Genomic DNA, 18486 nt, shown 5'->3' with positions numbered 1-18486 from the left:
GTATGTACGGCGGTACGGCGACGAGGAGGTGGACCGGACTGTGTCAAGGGCAAGGGTGGCACGGCGGATCGCGGCGGGCGCGGCCTACGGCGGCGGCAGCATCGGATTGATCGGTGCGGCGGCGGTGGGCGTCCTGCTGGCGGAGGTCCAGCTGGCGAAACGGCAGGTGGGCGGCGGGATCGCACCGGTTCCGCCGAGCGCGGACGGGCGGTACGGGGTGGCGTTCGCCGGTCCCGCGGACCCGTTGCGGCTGGGGTTGCTGGGTGACTCGACGGCGGCCGGGCAGGGGGTGCGCCGGGCCGGGCAGACCCCGGGGGCGCTGCTCGCCTCGGGGCTGGCGGCGGTCTCGGAACGGCCGGTGGATCTGCGCAATGTGGCGCAGCCTGGTGCCCGGTCGGACGATCTGGAGCGGCAGGTCTCGCTGCTGCTGGCCGACGCCTCCCGGCCGCCCGACGTCTGCGTGATCATGATCGGTGCGAACGATGTGACGCACCGGATGCCGGCCACCCAGTCGGTGCGCTGTCTGACCACCGCCGTGCGCAGGCTGCGTACGGCGGGCGCGGAGGTCGTGGTCGGCACCTGCCCGGATCTGGGCACCATCGAGCCGGTCTACCAGCCGCTGCGCTGGATGGCCCGGCGGGTGAGCCGGCAGCTGGCCGCCGCCCAGACGATCGGCTCGGTGGAGCAGGGCGGGCGCACGGTGTCGCTGGGCGATCTGCTCGGGCCGGAGTTCGAGGCGAATCCGCGCGAGCTGTTCGGCCCGGACAACTACCATCCGTCGGCCGAGGGGTACGCCACGGCGGCGATGGCGGTGCTGCCCACGCTCTGCGCGGCGCTGGGCCTGTGGCCGGAGTCCGAGCGGCTGGAAGGGGCCCGGCGCGCGGACATGCTGCCGGTGGCCAAGGCGGCCTCCCAGGCGGCCAAGGAGGCCGGTACGGAGGTCACCGGGGCGCGGGCGCCGTGGGCGCTCCTCAAGCAGCGCAGGCGGCGGCGTCTGCCCGCGGCCACGGAGCCCCACCCGCACCCCGAGCCGCACGGGGAACCACGCGATCTTCCGGCGAACTGACCGGCCCGCCGGGGTCGTGCCGCCCCGCCCGCGCACGGCCCCGCCCATCGACTGAGCGGTCGCTTAGAAAAGAGGTCGGCGTCACATGCGCTGCCCGGTGACCCAGCGTCTACGTACAGGTAACTTCCAAGTCAGTACGTGCCCGAACCCGCCTTCCAGCCCTCATGGAGCCGCGTGATGCCCGAAGCCGTGATCGTCTCTGCAGCCCGTTCCCCCATCGGCCGGGCCTTCAAGGGTTCGCTGAAGGACCTGCGCGCGGACGACCTGACCGCCACGATCATCCAGACCGCGCTGGCCAAGGTTCCCGAGCTGGACCCGAAGGACATCGACGACCTGATGCTCGGCTGCGGTCTGCCGGGCGGCGAGCAGGGCAACAACCTGGGCCGCATCATCGCCGTGCAGATGGGCATGGACCACCTTCCCGGCTGCACGGTCACCCGCTACTGCTCCTCCTCGCTCCAGACCAGCCGGATGGCGCTGCACGCCATCAAGGCCGGTGAGGGCGACGTCTTCGTCTCGGCCGGTGTCGAGATGGTGTCCCGCTTCTCGAAGGGCAACTCCGACAGCTGGCCGGACACCCACAACCCGCTGTTCGCCGACGCCGAGGCCCGCACCGCGGCCCGCGCGGAGCGGGGCGGCGACGACTGGCACGACCCGCGCGAGGACGGCGTCGTCCCGGACGCGTACATCGCGATGGGGCAGACCGCGGAGAACCTGGCCCGGCTCAAGGGCGTCACCCGCCAGGACATGGACGAGTTCGGCGTCCGCTCGCAGAACCTTGCCGAGGAAGCCATCAAGAACGGCTTCTGGGAGCGCGAGATCACCCCGGTCACCACCCCGGACGGCACGGTGGTCTCGAAGGACGACGGCCCGCGCGCGGGCGTCACCCTGGAGGGCGTGCAGGGCCTGAAGCCGGTCTTCCGCCCCGACGGCCTGGTCACCGCGGGCAACTGCTGCCCGCTCAACGACGGCGCCGCCGCGCTCGTGATCATGTCCGACACCAAGGCCCGCGAGCTGGGTCTGACCCCGCTGGCCCGGATCGTGTCGACCGGGGTCTCCGGCCTCTCCCCCGAGATCATGGGATACGGGCCGGTGGAGGCGAGCAGGCAGGCGCTGAAGCGGGCCGGGCTGACCGTCGACGACATCGACCTGGCCGAGATCAACGAGGCGTTCGCCGCCCAGGTGATCCCCTCCTACCGCGACCTCGGTCTGCCCCTGGAGAAGGTCAACGTCAACGGCGGCGCGATCGCCGTCGGCCACCCCTTCGGCATGACGGGCGCCCGGATCACCGGCACGCTGATCAACAGCCTGCAGTTCCACGACAAGCAGTTCGGCCTGGAGACCATGTGCGTGGGCGGCGGCCAGGGCATGGCGATGGTCATCGAGCGGCTGAGCTGAGGCGCAGCGGAGGGCAGGGGTCGTCCGAGGTACGAGGACGGCACCTGCCCGCAGCGCAGACGAGGCGAACGCGACCGACAAACACGAGCGGCTGAGCTGAGGCGCAGCGGAGGGTAGGGGTCGTCCGAGGCACGAGGACGGCACCTGCCCGCAGCGCAGACGAAGCGAACGCGACCCACAAACAGAAGCGAACGCGACCCACAAGCACGGGCGGCTGAGCCGAGGCGGGCTTGGCCGGGCCGGGCCGGGCCGGATCTGACATAGCCGTCAGCGGGCCCCCGCCCCGTACGGTGGCCGGTTCCGAGCCCCGACCGTGACCGAATCTCCCCCAGGATGTGACCTATCTCCTGGGGGAGAGCCATATCCGCAGGTCACACCCACATCAGGGTTAAACCCCGGGCCCAAAGACCTGTCCAATTCGTGACGTAATGCACTGACACAGGGCGCAGGTAGGGGACAAGCTGATGTAGGAAGTCGGGGGATCGATTGAAACCGGGAGTATGTCAGTGAGCGCCATGTCTCTTGCCCTGTTGCTGACCACCGCCGCCGCCACGGCCGTGGGCGCCGCTGCTCTGCACGCTGCTCACGGGCTGCGCAAGCAGGTCACGGCCCTTCGTACCGAGCTTTCCGACGCCCGTGCACAGGGCATCACCGTGCCCGCACAGAGCCGCAGCACCGCCACCCCCGTCGCCGAGATACGCGCGGCCGTCGCCGAGGCGCTGGCCGAGGAACGCGAGCGCGAGCTCGCCGAGGCCCGCGCCTTCTGGGCCACCCAGGAGGCCCGCGACGCCGCCGACGCCCCGTCCCTGCTCGGCGGTCCGACCGGGATGGGAGACGACGCCCCCTTCTTCATGCCCCGCCAGTCCGACTTCGCGGGCCTCGAAGCCATGGACCTCGACGCCACCGAGGCCCTCGACGAGCTGGTCGAACTGACGGAGCTGGCCGACATGACCGAGCTGCCCGGACCTGCGGAGTTCGCCGAGGACTCCCCCGAGCTGGCCGCCGCCCGCCGCCGGCACCCCTCGCACCCCGACTTCGTACCGGTGCAGACCCCCGTCGTCACCGACCACGAGCGCACCGTGAACCGTCTCGAAGAGCTGGCCGACAGCCGCACCGAGCTCGCCGATGTGCGCCCCGGCCCGCTCGGCACCCTGGACGTCTACGTCTTCGCCGACGGCACCACGCTCTGCATGACCCCCGGGCACCGCGAGACGGCCGAGCGCCTGGCCGGTTCGCTGCGCGCGGGCGAGCACCCGGTGCTGCTGGGCGGCTCCGGTGTCTCCGGCGCGTACGCCCTGACCTTCTCCTGCGGCAAGGAGAACGTCTACATCCTCGCCGACCGGGTCATCGCCTCGTTCTGACACCGCTCCTCCGGGCACAGCGGCTCTCGCCGGCCGCCGCCCCCCGGCCGGTCCGCCCGGCCCCGCCACCGCCGCTACGCGAACGCGCGCGCAGCGGCCTCGTTCACGAATTGCACGGCCTCGTCGAGCTCGGCCGACGGGGCCGTTTCCAGTGCCACCGCCAGATCGCGCCCCGCCACGGCGAGCTGGTCGCCGATGGAGAAGATCCCGGCGTCCGGCATGGGGTGCGGCTCCCGGCCCGGCGCCTCGATCCGCTGGGCGCGCAGCGCCAGTTCCCGGGCCGCGGCCAGTCCCTCGGCAGCGGCTCCGCGCTGCAGACGGCTCTGCGGGGCGGCGCGCAGCCGGTCGGCGAATCGGTCCACGGCGGTGATCAGCGGGGTCGTATCGAGCACTCCGCGACCCTACGCGCCCCGGCAGGACGGTTGCCAACGGGCCGTTGCTCGGGCGCGGTGCCGGGCAAGGTGGCGCGGTGCCGGGCGGGTGGCGCGGTGCCGGGCAAGGTCCGGCGACGCGCGATGCGTCGGGGGCGCCGACGTCCCAGGTCTTCGCCGCAGAGACCTGTCGGAAAACCGGAGAGACCCGTCGGAAAAGGGGAACGGCCCGCAGGCACAGTGCCTGCGGGCCGTTCCCGTCGTGCGGGTGCGTGCGATCAGTCGTCGCCGCTGAGGATGGCGAAGAGACGCAGCATCTCCAGGTAGATCCACACCAGGGTCATGGTGAGGCCGAAGGCCGCCAGCCAGGACTCCTCGCGGGGGGCGCCGTAGGCGATGCCGTCCTCGACCTGCTTGAAGTCCAGGGCCAGGAAGCACGCGCCGAGGATGATCCCGATGACACCGAAGAGGATGCCGAGGCCACCGCTGCGGAAGCCCAGGCCGTCACCGCCGCCGAAGACGGCGAACAGCAGGTTGACCACCATCAGGAGCATGAAGCCCACGGCGGCGGCCATCACGAAGCCGTAGAAGCGGCGGGTGACACGGATCCAGCGCATCTTGTACGCGAGAAGCACACCGGCGAAGACACACATGGTGCCCATCACCGCCTGCATCACGACGCCGGGTCCGATGTACGTGCTGACCGCGCTGGAGATCACTCCGAGGAAGACACCCTCGAAGGCCGCGTACGAGACGATCAGCGCCGGCACCGGCCTGCGCTTGAAGGACTGGACGAGCGACAGGACGAACGCCACCAGGGCGGCGCCGATCGCGATGCCGTACGACTTGCCGAGGTTCGCCTCGTCGACCGGCAGCAGCGCCCAGGCGAGCGCGGCGCCGAGCACCACGGTGCCCAGCGTGATCGCCGTGCGCGTGACGACGTCGTCGATCGACATCGCACCGGAACGGACCGGTGCCTGCGGGGCGCCGTACTGGGCGTCCGGCTGGGCGTAGGGGTTGGTGGCGTACGGGTTGGCGGCGGCGCCCTGCGCGTACGGGTTGGCACCCGCTGCGGGGGCCCCGGCCTGCGGCGCCGCGTTGAAGCCCGCGTATCCGTTGTCGCGGCTGAAGCCCCGTCGCGAGAAGACCGGGTTGCTGCTCCTCATCTCACTCCTCCATGGCCACCCTGCGTGGCCTTCCCACAAGAGTAATGGCTAGGCAAAAGAATCAGACTAGTGCTTGGGGAGGATCTTTGCGGGAACCTGTCCGGAGCCGGCCCGGAAACCTGTCGGAAAACCGATCCGGATCACCGGTGGGCGGGCCTGCCGCCGGCTCGGCCGCCAAGAGAGAAGTGGTGCCTGGAACCGGACTCGAACCGGTACGCCCCCGAGGGGCAGCGAGGTTTAAGCTCGCCGTGTCTGCATTCCACCATCCAGGCCTGGCGCGCGGCTCCGCGTTGGCACATGACCCTATCCGGGGACTTCCCCCGAACAGCGGATCAGTGACGCGATGTTGTCTTATTTTATTGACCGCTTGAGGGGTCGTCAGCACTCGCGAAAGGGCATCGCCACATGCCTGGGCGGGGTAGCGGGTACGGCGGCCGGCAATCCGGATTGACGTAAAGTCGCCGCACTCGGACGGCGCATTCACCGGGCGCGCCCGGTGATCTCCCCGGGCGCGTCACCGGGCGGGGCGCGGGGCCGGACACCGGAGCCGGGCGCACCCGCCGGGCGGGTGGCCCCCCGGAGCGGCGACTCAGGGTCGGTGTCATACCGCAGGATGACCCGGGGCTCTCCCGGTGCGACTCAAGGCTGCCCCCGGAACGGGCATGCGGAGGGACGACCGGCGGCGGAACGGCGGTGACGATTGAGGGGTACCGATCAAACCCCGGACGAGCCCTCGGCCGGAGCCCCGAAACAGGAGATTCCCGTGACCACCATTTCCACCGCACCCCGCGTCGCCACGGTGGCCGCCCGCGCCACGGATCTGTCGAAGGTCTACGGGGAGGGCGAGACCCGGGTGACCGCTCTGGACCAGGTCAGCGTGGACTTCCCGCAGGGCGAGTTCACCGCGATCATGGGCCCGTCCGGCTCCGGCAAGTCCACGCTGATGCACTGCGTGGCCGGTCTCGACAGCTTCAGCAGCGGTTCGGTGCGGATCGGTGACACGGAGCTCGGCACCCTCAAGGACAAGCAGCTCACCCAGCTCCGCCGGGACAAGATCGGCTTCATCTTCCAGGCGTTCAACCTGCTGCCGACGCTGACGGCGTACGAGAACATCACGCTCCCCATGGACATCGCGGGCCGCAAGCCCGACGCCGAGTGGGTGCGCCAGGTCATCGACATGGTGGGCCTCTCCGACCGGCTGAGCCACCGGCCGACCGAGCTCTCCGGCGGCCAGCAGCAGCGCGTCGCGGTGGCCCGCGCCCTGGCCTCCCGGCCGGAGATCATCTTCGGTGACGAGCCGACCGGGAACCTGGACTCCCGCTCCGGCGCCGAGGTCCTCGGCTTCCTGCGCAACTCGGTGCGCGAGCTGGGACAGACCGTGGTGATCGTCACCCACGACCCGGCGGCCGCCTCCTACGCGGACCGGGTCATCTTCCTCGCGGACGGCCGGATCGTCGACCAGATGATGAACCCCACCGCCGACCGGGTCCTGGACCGGATGAAGGCGTTCGACGCCAAGGGCCGCACCAGCTGAGCCCCGTCCCGCCCCGCGCCCCTTCCCGGACACCCTCCCCATCCCAGGACTGACAGACATGTTCCGTACCGCCCTGCGCAATGTGCTCGCGCACAAGGCCAGGCTGCTGATGACCGTCCTCGCCGTGATGCTCGGCGTGGCCTTCGTCTCCGGCACGCTGGTCTTCACCGACACCCTCGGCAACGCTCTTCGCAACCAGTCGGCCAAGAGCTACGACGACGTGGCCGTCGCCGTCACCACCTACGCCGACCAGCGCGACGAGAAGACCTCCGGCATCACCGCCGCCACCCTGGAGAAGATCCAGGGCCTGGACGGCGTCTCCACCGCCACCGGCCGGGTCTCCGGCTTCGCCGGGGTCGCCGACCCCGACGGCAGGCTGATCGGCAACGGCTGGTCGAACACCGGCGGGAACTACTTCCCCGGCAAGAACGGCAAGGACTCCGCGTACACCTTCGTCGACGGTACGGGCCCGGCCGCGGCCGACCGGATCGCGCTCGACAAGGAGACCGCGAAGAAGGGCGAGTACCACGTCGGTGACCGGGTCCGGGTCGCCACGAACGGGCCGGTGAAGGAGTACGTCCTGTCCGGCGTCTTCACCACCGAGGACGGCGCGGTCAACGCGGGCGGCAGCCTGGTCCTCTTCGACACCGAGGTCGCCCAGAAGCTCTACCTCAAGCCCGGCGTGTTCCAGGACGCCAATGTGTCCGCCGCGCCCGGCGCCTCCGCCGAGAAGCTGCTGGCCGACGTGAAGCCGCTGCTGCCCAAGGACGCCGAGGCCAAGACCGGCAAGGCGCTCGCGGACCAGCAGGCCAAGGACATCGAGGCCGGTCTGAGCGGTCTCAACGGGATGCTGCTCGCCTTCGCCGGCATCGCCCTGTTCGTCGGTGTCTTCCTGATCGCCAACACCTTCACCATGCTGGTCGCCCAGCGCACCAAGGAACTGGCGCTGATGCGCGCCGTCGGCGCCTCGCGCCGCCAGGTCAAGCGCTCGGTGCTCCTCGAAGCGGCCGTCGTCGGCCTGGTCGCCTCGGTCATCGGCTTCGCCATCGGGCTGGCCCTCGCCATCGGGCTGCGCTCCGCGATGAGCCTGTTCGGCGGGAAGATCCCGGCCGGACCGCTGATCGTCTCGCCCACCGCGGTCCTCGCCGCGTTCGGCGTCGGCGTCCTGATCACCGTGCTGGCCGCCTGGCTGCCCGCCCGCCGGGCCGCCAAGATCCCGCCGGTCGCGGCGATGAGCAGCGTGCACGCGACGGCCACGGTCAAGTCCCTGGTGGTGCGCAACTCGATCGGCGCGGTGCTCACCCTGCTGGGCGGCGCGGCGATCGTGGCGGGCGCGTCCAAGAGCGGATCGTCCGGCCGGACGGTCATCGCCGTGGGTGCCTTCCTCACCCTGATCGGTGTCATCGTGCTGATCCCGCTGCTGTCGCGGCCGGTGATCGCACTGGTCCGCCCGACGCTGAAGCGGCTGTTCGGGGTCTCCGGCAAGCTGGCCGCGCAGAACGCGGTCCGCAACCCGCGCCGTACCGGCGCCACCGCCTCCGCGCTGGCGATCGGCCTCACCCTGGTCACCGGCATCTCGGTCCTCGGCGTCACCCTCGGCCAGGCGGTCGACCGGATGACCACGGACAACATCAAGGCCGACTACCTGGTGACGATGGCGAGCGGCGGTCCGCTCGACGAGTCGGCGCTCACCGCACTGCAGAAGGCCGACGGGGTCTCGGCCATCTCGCCGCAGCAGGCCACCTCGCTGGAGGTCAAGGGCGAGTACCACTCCGCGTCCGCCGTCAGCCCCGCCGACGTCCAGCAGCTCTTCACGCTGCCGGCCGTCTCCGGCTCGCTCGACGCGCTGGGCAAGGGCGAGATCGCCGTCGACAAGAAGACGGCCAAGTCCAACGGCTGGAAGACCGGCGACACCCTCCGGGTGAAGTTCGACGACGACAAGAAGGGCGAGCTGAAGGTCGGGGCGGTCTTCGAGGGCAACGAGATGCTCTCCCCGATCCTGGTCCCGAAGAACGTCGCAGACGCGCACGGCGGCATGTCGTACATCCGCGAGATCTGGCTGAAGACGGACGGCGGCGCGACCGAGGCCAACGAGCAGGCCCTGGTGAAGGCCCTGGGTGACAACCCGGGGATGAGCATCATGGACCGTCAGGACATCCGCGACATGTTCGGCGGCTCGGTCAACCTCGCGATGAACATCATGTACGGGCTGCTGGCGATGGCCCTGGTCATCGCGGTGCTCGGGGTCGTCAACACCCTGGCGATGTCGGTCTTCGAGCGCCAGCAGGAGATCGGCATGCTGCGGGCGATCGGCCTGGACCGGGGCCGGGTGAAGCGCATGATCCGGCTGGAGGCCGTGGTCATCTCGCTCTTCGGCGCGGTGGTCGGTGTCGCGCTCGGCATGTTCCTCGGCTGGGCGATCGGGAACACCCTGTCGTCGGAGATCCCGGAGTACGCGCTGGTCATCCCGTGGGACCGGATCGCGGTCTTCCTGGTGCTGGCGGCGGTCGTGGGTGTGCTGGCCTCCCTCTGGCCGGCCCGCAGCGCCGCGAAGCTGAACATGCTGACGGCGATCAAGACCGAGTAGTACGACCCGGCGGGCCCCTGGGCCCGCCGGACGGACCCGAGGGCCGGTACCCGCAGCTCCTTCGCTGCGGGTACCGGCCCTCGGCCGTTCCGTGGCGTCCCGTCCCGGTGTCAGCCGGTCGCGGAAGCCGTCCAGTCGCGGGCCCGCAGCGGCAGCCCGGCGACCCCGCCCTCCGCCGGGCGCACCGCGAGGATCTGGTTGACGCCGATCTTGTTGTGCTCGAAGGAGAGGGCGGAGGCGGCCATGTAGAGCCGCCAGACCCTGGCCCGTCCGGGCGAGGTCGTCCGGACCGCCCGGTCCCAGTGCTCCTCCAGGTTGGCGACCCAGCGGCGCAGGGTCAGCGCGTAGTGCTCGCGCAGCGCCTCGACGTCGCGGGCCTCGAACCCGGCCTCTTCGAGGGTGGCCACGGTCCGGCCCACCGGGGCCAGTTCGCCGTCGGGGAAGACATAGGCGTCGATGAACTCGTCCACGTGGTACGCGGACTCGTCCTTCTCGGGCCGGCGGGCGATCTGGTGGTTGAGGAGCCGGCCGCCGGGCTTGAGGAGTGCGTAGAGGTCGTCGGCGTACTCGCGGAACCGGACCGAGCCGACGTGTTCCGCCATGCCGATGGACGAGATGGCGTCGTAGGGGCCGTCCCTGACGTCCCGGTAGTCCTGGACCCGGATCTCGATCCGGTCCGTCAGGCCCTCCTGGGCGATGCGCTTCCTGGCGAAGGCGGCCTGTTCGACGGAGAGGGTCACTCCGGTGACCCGGGCGCCGTACTCGCGGGCGGCGTGGACGGCCATGGAGCCCCAGCCGCAGCCGACGTCGAGGAGGCGGTCGCCCTCCTTCAGCGCGAGCTTGCGGCAGACCAGGTCGAGCTTGTCGCGCTGGGCTTCCTCAAGCGTTCCGCCGTTCTCCCAGTAGGCGCAGGAGTAGACCATGGACGGGCCGAGGACCAGTTCGTAGAAGTCGTTGCCCACGTCGTAGTGGTGGCTGATGGCCTGCTTGTCCCGGCGCTTGGTGTGGAGGGTGCCGGTACGGCGGCGGACCTCCTCGGGCGGCGGGGGCGGCGGGGGCAGCGGGCCGGCCAGTTGCAGCAGCCCCTTGGCGAAGGCCCGCACCTTGGGGTCGCGGACCGGGTGGACGCGGTCCCCGGTGTCGGGACCGCGGTCCCAGATGAGCGAGGCCATCAGGTCCAGGGCCTCGTAGAGATCGCCTTCGATGTCGAGTTCGCCCGCCACCCAGGCGCGGGCCAGGCCCAGTTCGCCCGGCTTCCAGAGCAGCCGGCGCAGCGCACGGCGGTTCCGGATCACAAGTACGGGGGCACCGGGCGGTCCGGATTCGCTGCCGTCCCAGGCCCGGATACGGACCGGCAGCTTTTCTCCCAGCAACTCCTCGGCGAGAGCGGTCAGCCGCAGCGCGGCGTCTGCCATGGCGCACACCTCCGTGATGGTGTTCCCAATGTGCCCAAACATGGTCGAACATGCCTGCAACCACGCCGGGCACTCGTGTGCCACGACGAGGTACGTACGCGTCAACAGTCCGCGAAGCGCCCGCCATCCCGCTACAGCGCAATGGAACGGCAAAATAGCTGTACACCGCACACACTTGGCCGCGGACACGTCGAAGGGGCCGCCCGCACCACGGATGGCGGACGGCCCCTTCGGGCGTCGTACAGGTACTGCCGCGCGGGCGAGTGGGCCCGCGCGCGGACTAGGCGGACTAGGAGGCCTTGGCCTTCTCGCCCTCGGCCTTGGCGGCGGCCGGTGCCGGGGCCGGCTTGGCGGCCTCGTAGAACTCCTCGCGCGGCGTCTCCATGGCGCCGAGCGAGACGACCTCGCGCTTGAGGAACATCGCAAGGGTCCAGTCGGCGAAGATCCGGATCTTGCGGTTCCAGGTCGGCATCGCCATGCCGTGGTAGCCACGGTGCATGTACCAGGCGAGGCGTCCCTTGAGCTTGATCTTCATCTTGCCCATGACGATCATCGCGACGCCCTTGTGCAGCCCCAGACCGGCGACGGCACCCTTGTTGGCGTGGCTGTACTCCTTCTGCGGGAAGCCCCGCATGCCGGAGATGACGTTGTCGCCGAGGACCTTGGCCTGCCGCAGCGCGTGCTGGGCGTTGGGCGGGCACCAGGCGTTCGGGTTGCCGGCCTTGCGGCCGACCATGTCCGGAACCTGGGCGTTGTCGCCCGCGGCCCAGATGTAGTCGGTGCCCTGCACCTGGAGCTTCTCGGAGGTGTCCACGTGACCGCGCGGACCGAGCGGCAGGCCGAAGCGGGCCAGCGCCGGGTTCGGCTTCACGCCGGCCGTCCACACGATGGTGTTGGAGTCGACCTCAAGGCCGTTCTTCAGCACGACGTGACCGTCGACGCAGGAGTCCATGGAGGTCGAGAGGAAGACCTCGACGCCACGGGACTCCAGGTGCTCCCGGCCCCAGGTGCCCAGCTTCGGGCCGACCTCGGGAAGGATCTTGTCGGCGGCGTCGACGAGGATGAAGCGCATGTCCTCGCGCTTCACGTTCGTGTAGTACTTCGCCGCGTCGCGGGCCATGTCCTCGACCTCGCCGATGGTCTCCGCACCGGCGAACCCGCCGCCCACGAAGACGAAGGTGAGGGCCCGGCGGCGGACGTCCTCGTCGGTCGTCGAGTCGGCCTTGTCCAGCTGCTCAAGGACGTGGTTGCGCAGGCCGATGGCCTCCTCGATGCCCTTCATGCCGATGCCCTGCTCGGCGAGGCCGGGGATCGGGAAGGTGCGGGAGACCGCGCCCATCGCGATGACCAGGTAGTCGAAGGGCAGCTCGTAGGCCTCGCCGACGAGCGGCGCGACCGTGGCGACCTTGCGGTCCTGGTCGATGGTGGTGACCCGGCCGGTGAGGACCTCGGCCTTGGGCAGGACGCGTCGCAGCGGGACGACGACATGCCGGGGCGAGATGCTGCCGGCAGCAGCTTCGGGGAGGAAGGGCTGGTAGGTCATGTACGACCGGGGGTCGACGACCGTGACGGTCGCCTCGCCGTAGCGCATCTTCTTGAGGATGCGCCGAGCTGCGTACAGGCCTACGTACCCACCGCCTACTACGAGGATCCTGGGACGCTCCGTGGTGCTCATGCCATCGAGTATCCACCCCCCTCCGAGGGCATGCTCGTGAGCCCCTTCACAAGGTTGGGGCCCCCTTCTGCTACACTTCGCCGCCCACGTGACCCAGGTCATGGCGCCACAGGGGAACCACGGCGTGACGGCGAACGTTGTTCACCGCTTGTGAGCTGGCCCTTGGCCCTCCGGACAGGGTGAACCACCATCCCGGTACATCTGCCGGCAACACGTCCGGAACACTTCCGCGCGTCCTCTCAACGACCTTGCGAGCGGCTCCGGATGCCCATCCGGAGCAGAACTTCCCTCCACAGGGCCGAATTCCTTGTGAAGAAGTTCACGAACTTCGTCGCGCCGTGCCCCGCGAACCACCGTCCGGACGGTCCAGAAGAGCTCAAAGGTGCAGGCCAAGGTACGCGTGAGCGCCCCGTCCGGGAGGGTCCGCACGCGGTCGCCCTAGGCGATCGACCAGCCGATTCCGTCGAGGATGTCGTGCTCGCTGACGACGACCTCGCGGGCCCCGGTCCGCTCCATCACGGCGAGCAGGATCAGCGCCCCGGACGTGATCACATCGACCCGCCCCGGGTGCATCGCGCCGATCGCGGCCCGTTCGGCGTGGGTGGAGCCGAGCAGCCGTCCGGTGATCTCCCGGACCTGCTCGACGGAGATCCGGGAGTGGTGGATCGCCTCGGAGTCGTACGCCTCCAGCCCCAGGGCGATCGCGGCGATCGTGGTGACCGTCCCGGCCAGCCCGACGAGGGTGGCGGCCCCGGCGAGCGGGACGCTCTCCTCGGCGAGGTCGAGGGCGGCGTCGATGTCGGCCCGGATCGCGGCGATCTGCCCGTCGTCCGGCGGGTCGGTCACGACGCCGTCGCGCACGAGGTGCCGCTCGGTCATCCGTACGCAGCCGATGTCCACGGAGCGTGCGGCCCGCACGTGGTCGTCGCCGACGACGAACTCGGTGGAGCCGCCGCCGATGTCCACGACGAGATACGGCTTCGCCAGGTGATCGCGGCCCGCGAGCTCCTTGGTGGCTCCGGTGAAGGAGAACTCGGCCTCCTGGTCCCCGCTGATCACCTCGGGCTCGACGCCCAGGATCTCCAGCACCCCGCGGACGAAGTCGTCCCGGTTCTCCGCGTCGCGGGAGGCGGAGGTGGCGACGAAACGGATCCGCTGCGCCCCGTGCTCCTTGATCACCGCCGCGTACTGCCGGCAGGCCGCGAACGTCCGCTCCAGCGCCTCGGGGGCGAGCCGGCCGGTACGGTCGACGCCCTGCCCGAGCCGGACGATCTCCATCCGCCGGTCGAGCTCGACGAACTCGCCGGTGGACGGATCCGCGTCGGCGACGAGCAGACGGATGGAGTTGGTACCGCAGTCGATGGCGGCCACGCGGGTCATGAACGCTCCAGAGTCGTGGGCAGAGCCCACATCAGGCCCCTGCGACGGACGAGGGGCAGATCAAGCCCCTGCGACGGACGAGGAGCAAACCAAGCCCCTTCGGCGGACGAGGAGCAAAACCAAGCCCCTCCGGCGATTGAGGAGCGGGGGTCCGGGGGCAGAGCCCCCGTGCGAACGGTCAGCCCTCCTCAGGCGCGCCGCACGGCGAAACGCACGGCCCCTTGCGCCACCACTCCGGCAGCATCGCGATCGCCTCGTCCCCCAGCGGGTTCACCCCCGGCCCCGCGGCCAGCGAGTGCCCCACCAGGACGTGCAGGCACTTCACCCGGTCCGGCATGCCTCCCGCGCTCGGAAAGCCCTCCAGCACCTCGATCGCGTCGCGCCGGGCGATGTAGTCCTCGTGCGCGGCCCGGTACGCGGCGGCCAGCTCGGGGTCCGTACCGAGGCGCTCGGTCATCTCCTTCATGACCCCGTTCGCCTCCAGCGTGCCGATCGCGGACGCGGCACGCGGGCACGTCAGGTAGTACGTCGTCGGGAACGGCGTACCGTCCTCCAGCCGGGGCTGCGTCTCGACCACGTCCGGGTTGCCGCACGGGCAGCGGTGCGCGATCGCGCGCAGACCGCGCGGCGGACGGCCCAGCTGCTGCTGGAACGCGGCGATGTCCGCCTCGGTGGGCGCGGTGGACTCGGTCTGGGGAGGGGGCGTTTCCATGCCTGCCTAGGTTCTGATCGGGCTGCTCGAACTGCGGTTCTGCAGATGGATGAAGAGATTCAGTCGCGGTCGGCGCTGTCCACGCCGTCCCAGAGGTTGGAGTGCCACGGCCGGCCGGACTCGTCCGTCCTGCCCTCGCGCTCCTTGACCGCGTCGGGGTCGATCACCGTGTAACCGGTCTCCCCGGGAAGAAGGTAGTGCAGGTGCGTGCGGGCCAGCTGCCGGATGTACGCATCGTCCTGGAGGCGCGCCTTCTCGTCGCGCAGCTCCTCGGTACGGGCCTTGGCGTCCTGCGCCAGCCGCTCCTGGTCGGCGATCTCGTCCTGCTGCGAGACGTACTGCCGCATCGGATACGCCAGCGCGACCACCAGCGAGCAGACGACCAGCGCGAGGAAGGCCGCCCGGCCGGTGAGCCGTGAGCGGCGGGCCTGGCGACGGTTCTGGGACCGGTAGACACGGGCCGCGGTCTGCTCGCCGAGCAGTCGCAGCCGGGTCGCGGTGGAGAACCGGTCCCGGGCCTTCGCGGCCATGTCTCCGCCTCCCCACTACGCACGTCCGTCCCCGCACACGGTACGGGACCGAGTGCGGGGACGGACGGAGGCCGGGGCCTTCGGCCCCTGACGGGCCGAATGGGATGATCAGCCCTTGAACCGCGGGAACGCCGAGCGGCCCGCGTACACCGCGGCGTCGTCGAGGATCTCCTCGATGCGCAGCAGCTGGTTGTACTTGGCGACGCGGTCCGAGCGGGCCGGGGCACCGGTCTTGATCTGGCCGCAGTTCACCGCGACGGCGAGGTCGGCGATGGTGACGTCCTCGGTCTCGCCCGAGCGGTGCGACATCATGCACTTGAAGCCGTTGCGCTGGGCCAGCTCGACGGCGTCCAGGGTCTCGGTCAGCGAGCCGATCTGGTTGACCTTGACGAGCAGGGCGTTGGCGGAGCCCTCCTCGATGCCGCGGGCCAGGCGCTCCGGGTTGGTGACGAAGAGGTCGTCGCCGACGATCTGCACCTTGGCGCCGAGCTTGTCGGTGATGACCTTCCAGCCGGCCCAGTCGTCCTCGTACAGCGGGTCCTCGATGGAGACCAGCGGGTATGCGGAGACGAGCTCCTCGTAGTACTCGGTCATCTCGGCGGCCGAGCGGGACTTGCCCTCGAACTCGTACTTGCCGTCCTTGTAGAACTCGGACGCGGCGACGTCGAGCGCGAGCGCGATGTCCTTGCCCGGGACGTAGCCGGCTTCCTTGACGGCCTCGACGATGAGGTCCAGGGCGGCGCGGTTCGACTCCAGGTTCGGCGCGAAGCCGCCCTCGTCGCCGAGACCGGTCGACAGGCCCTTGGTCTTCAGGACCTTCTTCAGCGTGTGGTAGACCTCGGCACCCCAGCGCAGCGCCTCGGAGAAGGACTCCGCGCCGATCGGCGCGATCATGAACTCCTGGATGTCCACGTTGGAGTCGGCGTGCGAGCCGCCGTTGAGGATGTTCATCATCGGAACGGGCAGCAGGTGCGCGTTCGGGCCGCCGAGGTAGCGGAACAGCGGCAGGTCCGAGGCCTCGGAGGCGGCGTGGGCGACGGCCAGCGAGACGCCGAGGATGGCGTTGGCGCCGAGCGAGCCCTTGTTCTCGGTGGCGTCCAGGTCGAACATCGCCTGGTCGATCAGCCGCTGCTCGGTGGCGTCGTAGCCGACGAGCTCCGGGCCGATCTGCTCGATCACGGCGAGGACGGCCTTCTCGACGCCCTTGCCCTGGTAGCGGTTGGGGTCACCGTCGCGAAGCTCAATGGCCTCGAAAGCGCCGGTGGAGGCGCCGGACGGAACAGCAGCACGGCCCGTGCTGCCGTCGTCGAGGCCGACCTCTACCTCGACCGTGGGGTTTCCGCGGGAGTCGAGGATTTCCCGGGCTACGACGACGTCGATGGACGGCACGAGGCATCTCCTTCTGGGATATGACGCTGGTTGTGCAGGGTCGCTTTGGCCTTGCGACAAGAGCCTAACCGGCCCGGCCCGATCAGTCGGCCGACCGCCCGACCCCTGGGACGAAAAAGGACCCGAGGGCGCACATTGCCGGGCAAACAGCCAGAAATTTACTGGTCGGTAACTACAACACTTGAACGATCCGGCGCTCCCCCGAGCGCGAACGGCAGTGCCCCGGTCCGGCACGCACGGGGAAACGCGCGCCGGACCGGGGCGGTGCTCGGGGAGGAGAGAGCCGCGACTACTTCGTCAGGTGCAGCTGCTGACCCGGGTAGATCAGGTCGGCGTCCTTGACGATGTCCTTGTTCAGCTCGAACAGGTGCTGCCAGCCGCCCTCGACCTTGTTGTCGGCGGCGATCTTGCTCAGCGAGTCGCCGGAGACGACCTTGTACTCGCCGTCGCCCTTCTTGACCTTCTCGCCGGTCGGGGTGGTGACGGTCTTCTTCGACTCGGCCTGCGGGGCGGCGGAGCGGTCCGAGCGGGAGGCGGCGGGGGCCTCGGTGCGCTCGGCCGGCTTCGGCTGGGCCTGCTGGGCCGGCTGCGACTGCTGCTTCGGGGCGCTCTGCTGCTCGGAGGCGCCGGAGCTCGCGGTGGAGTTCGAGGAGCCGGTGTTGACACCCGGGTCGACGCCGTCGTTGGTCAGGTTGCCGGCGCCGGCGCAGCCCCAGGCGCCCGGGCCCTGCATGTCGAGGAGCTTCTCGGCGGTGGCGATCTGCTGGGCCTTGGTGGCCAGGTCGGCACGGGCGGCGTACTGGGTACCGCCGGCGGCGGCCCAGCTGGACTGCGAGAACTGCAGGCCGCCGTAGTAGCCGTTGCCGGTGTTGATGGACCAGTTGCCACCGGACTCGCACTGGGCGACGGCGTCCCAGGTGGCGACGGAGGCGGCGGAGGCGCCGGTCGCGCCCATCAGGGGCACGGCGACTGCGGCACCGGCGACACCGGCGAGCGTGGCGATACGGACGGCCTTGGACGGGCGGCGGTGCTTGCCCTTGCTGGAAAGCAGCATGGAACTTCTCCTCACCGACGCCTACGAGGTGAGCTGTCGGGTTCGGGCCAAGTGAGTTGCCCGGTCGCACGTCCTAGCACGCGACTTCACCCCAAGCCGGTCCTGATGCGTCTTTCGACGATCGGGCCCGGCGCTTACCTGGGTCCCCCGCTCCTGCCTACGGCGCTTTACGCGTCTGTTCCCTTCGACCGACGGCAGGATTCGGCGTGACGGTCGACGGGGCCCGCGGTGCGAGCGGTTCCGACCGTAAACATACGCAACCCCCACTTTCAAAGATGGACACATCAGACAATCAGCCCGTACTTGCATCTGAAGAACCGTCGTTTTCGCAGGTCGGGCGTGATGTGGAAGGGCTCCCCGGGCGCGACACGCCAGTTGACGCAAAGAGACCCATGTCTCACTTACGCATAAGCGGACATAGATCCCTGAACTACCCCGGATTCGGGGGCGTTTTTAGTCGATTATCAGACTGCCCTCACTTGGCCTTCACATCGAGATCGAGGCTCTGGCCAGGGAGGATGAGGTCCGGGTCGGCGCCGACAGCAGCCTTGTTGGCCTCGTAGAGCGCGGGCCAGCCACCGGGGATGTTCTGTGCATCAGCAATCGACCAGAGGCTGTCGCCGGAGTGAACGGTGTACGTGCCGCCGACGGGCGTGTCGGCCGTTTCGCGCGCTTCGCCGCCGCCGCGCGAGGCATGACGGCCCGCCTCGCGGCCGCCGCCGTCCGTGCCGCCGCCCTTCTCCGCGGCCGGCGCGCCGCGGTGCTTGCCGCCCGTGCCGCTTGACGCGTCGGGCGAGCCGGAGGGGGCGGGCGCCCTGGAGGGGGTGCCGGCGGACGCGTCCGGGGCT

At 70.3% G+C, this 18486-nt stretch carries 15 protein-coding genes, 1 tRNA gene and 1 riboswitch; of the genes, 5 read left to right on the top strand and 11 right to left on the bottom strand.

From position 1 onward, the window contains the following. Positions 1 to 55 precede the first annotated feature (55 nt). From AADR41_RS16380 to AADR41_RS16370, 3 genes are all read left to right on the top strand, one after another. A complete protein-coding gene (locus AADR41_RS16380; protein ID WP_342282160.1) occupies positions 56 to 1066 on the top strand; it encodes an SGNH/GDSL hydrolase family protein in 1011 nt (336 codons plus the stop codon). 177 nt (positions 1067 to 1243) lie between these two features. Beyond that, positions 1244 to 2464 (top strand): acetyl-CoA C-acetyltransferase, encoded by a 1221-nt coding sequence (locus AADR41_RS16375; RefSeq protein ID WP_342282129.1) that lies wholly within the window; start codon positions 1244 to 1246, stop codon positions 2462 to 2464. A 530-nt stretch (positions 2465 to 2994) separates the two neighbouring features. Next, entirely contained in the window at positions 2995 to 3825 is an 831-nt protein-coding gene (locus tag AADR41_RS16370) for a hypothetical protein (protein WP_446751058.1), read from the top strand. A gap of 74 nt (positions 3826 to 3899) precedes the next feature. Here the strand turns inward: AADR41_RS16370 and AADR41_RS16365 are convergent, their stop codons facing one another. From AADR41_RS16365 to AADR41_RS16355, 3 genes are all read right to left on the bottom strand, one after another. Then, on the bottom strand, positions 3900 to 4217 hold the full coding sequence (locus AADR41_RS16365; protein WP_342282127.1) for a hypothetical protein: 318 nt from the start codon (positions 4215 to 4217) through the stop codon (positions 3900 to 3902). A 257-nt stretch (positions 4218 to 4474) separates the two neighbouring features. Continuing rightward, positions 4475 to 5362 carry a Bax inhibitor-1/YccA family protein gene (locus AADR41_RS16360; RefSeq protein ID WP_342282126.1) on the bottom strand — a complete coding sequence of 296 codons (888 nt, stop codon included), beginning with the start codon at positions 5360 to 5362 and terminating at the stop codon, positions 4475 to 4477. Between the two features lie 186 nt (positions 5363 to 5548). Then, a tRNA-Leu gene (locus tag AADR41_RS16355) sits at positions 5549 to 5634 on the bottom strand. Between the two features lie 491 nt (positions 5635 to 6125). Here AADR41_RS16355 and AADR41_RS16350 point away from each other — a divergent pair. Both AADR41_RS16350 and AADR41_RS16345 read left to right on the top strand, forming a co-directional pair. Then, on the top strand, positions 6126 to 6896 hold the full coding sequence (locus AADR41_RS16350; protein ID WP_342282125.1) for an ABC transporter ATP-binding protein: 771 nt from the start codon (positions 6126 to 6128) through the stop codon (positions 6894 to 6896). 58 nt (positions 6897 to 6954) lie between these two features. Further along, a complete protein-coding gene (locus AADR41_RS16345) occupies positions 6955 to 9483 on the top strand; it encodes an ABC transporter permease (RefSeq protein ID WP_342282124.1) in 2529 nt (842 codons plus the stop codon). 110 nt (positions 9484 to 9593) lie between these two features. Here AADR41_RS16345 and AADR41_RS16340 read toward each other — a convergent pair whose 3' ends face one another. The 8 genes from AADR41_RS16340 to AADR41_RS16305 form a co-directional block, all read right to left on the bottom strand. Next, positions 9594 to 10898, bottom strand: a complete 1305-nt coding sequence (locus tag AADR41_RS16340; protein ID WP_342282123.1) for a cyclopropane-fatty-acyl-phospholipid synthase family protein — start codon at positions 10896 to 10898, stop codon at positions 9594 to 9596. 289 nt (positions 10899 to 11187) lie between these two features. Next, positions 11188 to 12573 (bottom strand): NAD(P)/FAD-dependent oxidoreductase, encoded by a 1386-nt coding sequence (locus AADR41_RS16335; protein WP_342282122.1) that lies wholly within the window; start codon positions 12571 to 12573, stop codon positions 11188 to 11190. 438 nt (positions 12574 to 13011) lie between these two features. Continuing rightward, a complete protein-coding gene (locus AADR41_RS16330; protein WP_342282121.1) occupies positions 13012 to 13953 on the bottom strand; it encodes a Ppx/GppA phosphatase family protein in 942 nt (313 codons plus the stop codon). Positions 13954 to 14131: 178 nt separating this feature from the next. Further along, the gene (locus AADR41_RS16325; protein WP_342282120.1) at positions 14132 to 14665 is read right to left on the bottom strand and encodes a DUF501 domain-containing protein; all 534 of its coding nucleotides are present in this window, start codon (positions 14663 to 14665) and stop codon (positions 14132 to 14134) included. A gap of 59 nt (positions 14666 to 14724) precedes the next feature. Next, positions 14725 to 15195, bottom strand: a complete 471-nt coding sequence (locus tag AADR41_RS16320; protein ID WP_342282119.1) for an FtsB family cell division protein — start codon at positions 15193 to 15195, stop codon at positions 14725 to 14727. Between the two features lie 108 nt (positions 15196 to 15303). After that, on the bottom strand, positions 15304 to 16584 hold the full coding sequence (gene eno / locus AADR41_RS16315; RefSeq protein WP_342282118.1) for a phosphopyruvate hydratase: 1281 nt from the start codon (positions 16582 to 16584) through the stop codon (positions 15304 to 15306). Positions 16585 to 16873: 289 nt separating this feature from the next. Continuing rightward, a complete protein-coding gene (locus AADR41_RS16310; RefSeq protein ID WP_342282117.1) occupies positions 16874 to 17638 on the bottom strand; it encodes a transglycosylase family protein in 765 nt (254 codons plus the stop codon). Between the two features lie 3 nt (positions 17639 to 17641). Beyond that, positions 17642 to 17813: riboswitch (cyclic di-AMP (ydaO/yuaA leader) on the bottom strand. Positions 17814 to 18113: 300 nt separating this feature from the next. Further along, the coding region (locus AADR41_RS16305; protein WP_342282116.1) for a LysM peptidoglycan-binding domain-containing protein at positions 18114 to 18486 on the bottom strand (373 nt) is incomplete at its 5' end.

This window comes from Streptomyces sp. CLV115, assembly GCF_038448545.1.
Classification (GTDB): domain Bacteria; phylum Actinomycetota; class Actinomycetes; order Streptomycetales; family Streptomycetaceae; genus Streptomyces; species Streptomyces sanglieri.
The sequence above is the reverse complement of the archived record's forward strand: the minus strand, read 5'-3'. Positions and strand labels throughout refer to the sequence as shown.